General features: G+C 36.2%; 4 protein-coding genes. All 4 read right to left on the bottom strand.

Features of this window, described 5'->3' with window-relative positions; all coding sequences use genetic code 11:
* Positions 1–1,281: IS66 family transposase (locus tag IWX83_RS17005; RefSeq protein ID WP_196831346.1), on the bottom strand; the 1,281-nt coding region annotated here is incomplete at its 3' end.
* A 49-nt stretch (positions 1,282–1,330) separates the two neighbouring features.
* A complete protein-coding gene (tnpB, locus tag IWX83_RS17000) occupies positions 1,331–1,669 on the bottom strand; it encodes an IS66 family insertion sequence element accessory protein TnpB (RefSeq protein WP_370568453.1) in 339 nt (112 codons plus the stop codon).
* Positions 1,669–1,950: an IS66 family insertion sequence element accessory protein TnpB gene (locus tag IWX83_RS16995; RefSeq protein ID WP_196831344.1), complete on the bottom strand. Its 282-nt coding sequence runs from the start codon at positions 1,948–1,950 to the stop codon at positions 1,669–1,671. The genes tnpB (IWX83_RS17000) and IWX83_RS16995 overlap by 1 nt, the downstream gene beginning before the upstream one ends.
* 30 nt (positions 1,951–1,980) lie before the next feature.
* Positions 1,981–2,254 (bottom strand): IS66 family insertion sequence element accessory protein TnpB (tnpB, locus tag IWX83_RS16990; protein ID WP_231380086.1); only part of this gene is annotated, 274 nt, incomplete at its 5' end.

The raw sequence follows: 2,254 nt of genomic DNA, 5'->3' as shown, positions 1-2,254 counted from the left end.
TTTACCTAGTTCGTTTATAATAGGTAAGCTTTGTTGAAGCCTTAGCTCTTTAATTTGCTCAGGTTTACCGTTTTGTTCTTTTGCTTTGCGCTCCACCGCATATAGCTTTTGTATTTCAACTAAAACATGTTGTGCTTTTTGCTTGTCATTATCTAAGGCTCTTTCAAATTCTCGCCGAGCATGTGCCCAACAGCCAAGAGGAGTGATATCTGATTTTTTTCCATAAGCTTTGTATCCTGCATATCCGTCTGTTTGCAAGTAACCTTTAAAGTTTTGCAAAATAGGTAGTGCAGCGCTACTTGCACGAGTAGGGCTGTAATTGAACATCACAAGCTTGGATATTGGGGCATGATACACCCAATAATAACCCAGATGCGTTTTGTCTTTTTTCTTGTCGTCTAAAACCTTGATGGTGGTTTCATCCACTTGAAGATACCCTTCATTTTTGATATCCATTACCAGCTTCTCATACAAGGGTTTTAAAGCATCCATGCTCTGAGCAGCCCAACCCTCTATTGTAGAAGAAGCAATATCGATATCTTCTCTAGAGAACCGTTGCTTTTGACGATATAGCGGAAGGTGATCCACATATTTATCTACTAGGATAGTGGCTAGTAGTCCTTCTGAAGGGATTCCTTTGTCTATGATTCTTTCGGGTAAATCCCCGATGGATATCTTAGTATTGTCTTTATCCTTAGTCGCGTATTTGTATCGGATATATCTTTTGATTTTAAAGTGTCCCGGAACATAATCAAGTACATCTGTAGTTTCTTTGCCAATACAAACCTGATCAGACAAATCTCCTTCAGGGTAAATCTCGATTTCTTCAACTGGTAAATGATCCGGAAGTTTAGCCCTGCCTGGATGTTTCTTTTTAGAACGAGAATAAGTAATTTCTTCTTTGATAACCTCTTCTTGTTCTTCCAGAAGCTCTTGTTCTAGATCTAAAGGTAAAGTAGTTTGAGAGGGATCTTCAAAGCGCTCTCGCTTTTGACCAAACTGCATACGGCGTAGTAATTCTACTAAACGTTGAAGTTCTTCAACTCGTTCTTCTAATTTTGAAGCTTTATCTTCTAATTTTGAAGCTTTATTTTCTAAGTTTGAAGCTTTATCTTCTAACGCGACTTCCTTTTTTTCAAGCCTAACAAGTTTTTTATCTTGTTTGGAGATCGTTTTATATTGAACAGAAATAGTTTTATCCATCACAGAAATGTTTTTTTGAGCTTTAGTTAAAAGCTCAAAAAGTTCCTGTTTTGATACGTTTTCTAGGTCTATTTCCATAGGCTAAATATACGTCAAAATCCTATATTTAACAAGGCTTAAGGCTGTTTTATTCCAAATAAAATCTTCTTTTTTTATTGCTTTTTATAATTTGAATTCCTTCGATCATCAACACCAAATCACTCCAATTAATTTGCAATTTAGTACTGGTTGAACCAGCAAAAGTTCCTTGCTCTAAACGCTTGTAATAAAGAACAAAACCACCGGATTCCCAGTGTAAAAGTTTCATCTGATTATTATTTCGATTGATAAAAATGAACACTTCCCCACTATGTGCAACGCGTCCTAATTCATTGGTAACAAGACCATACAAACCATTAAAACTTTTGCGCATATCGCAAACTTTGGGGTAGAGCAAAAAGGTATGTGAACTACTAAGGCTAAACACTAATATAGGTTTACTAAAGCCGAAAGTTCACTTAAATTATCCGTATCCACTCGCAGCACAACTCCATTAGGGTATACGATTTCGTATTTGTTTTCTAAAGCGAAAACTGGTTTTTTCAGTGCAATAAAACCTCCGCTTTGTGTTTCTTCATTTTTGCTTTTTCGTATCCAATAGCTGAAAGTTCCTAATTTAATACCTGCTTGATCGCAATACGCTTGTTGTGAAAGTCCACTTTGTTTCCAAGATTCAACTTGAGATAACATAAATTCATTTTTGTCCATGTCTAAATTGTTTAGAACAAAACTACTACCTTAGGTTGATCTAAAAAAATATGGGGTTCGTCGGGCGGATACCTCTAAACGCTTGTAATAAAGAACAAAACCACCGGATTCCCAGTGTAAAAGTTCCATCTGATTATTATTTCGATTGATAAAAATGAACACTTCCCCACTATGTGCAACGCGTCCTAATTCATTGGTAACAAGACCACACAAACCATTAAAACTTTTGCGCATATCGCAAACTTTGGGGTAGAGCAAAAAGGTATGTGAACTACTAAGGCTAAACACTAATATAGGTTTACTA

The sequence above is a fragment of the Flavobacterium sp. CG_9.1 genome, assembly GCF_015751645.1.
In the GTDB taxonomy this organism is placed as follows: Bacteria; Bacteroidota; Bacteroidia; order Flavobacteriales; family Flavobacteriaceae; genus Flavobacterium; species Flavobacterium xanthum.
The sequence above is the reverse complement of the archived record's forward strand: the minus strand, read 5'-3'. Positions and strand labels throughout refer to the sequence as shown.

Coding starts and splice junctions, on each gene's coding strand:
- IWX83_RS16995 (WP_196831344.1), bottom strand. CDS start 1,950: ATGGACAAAAATGAATTTATGTTATCTCAAGTTGAATCTTGGAAACAA.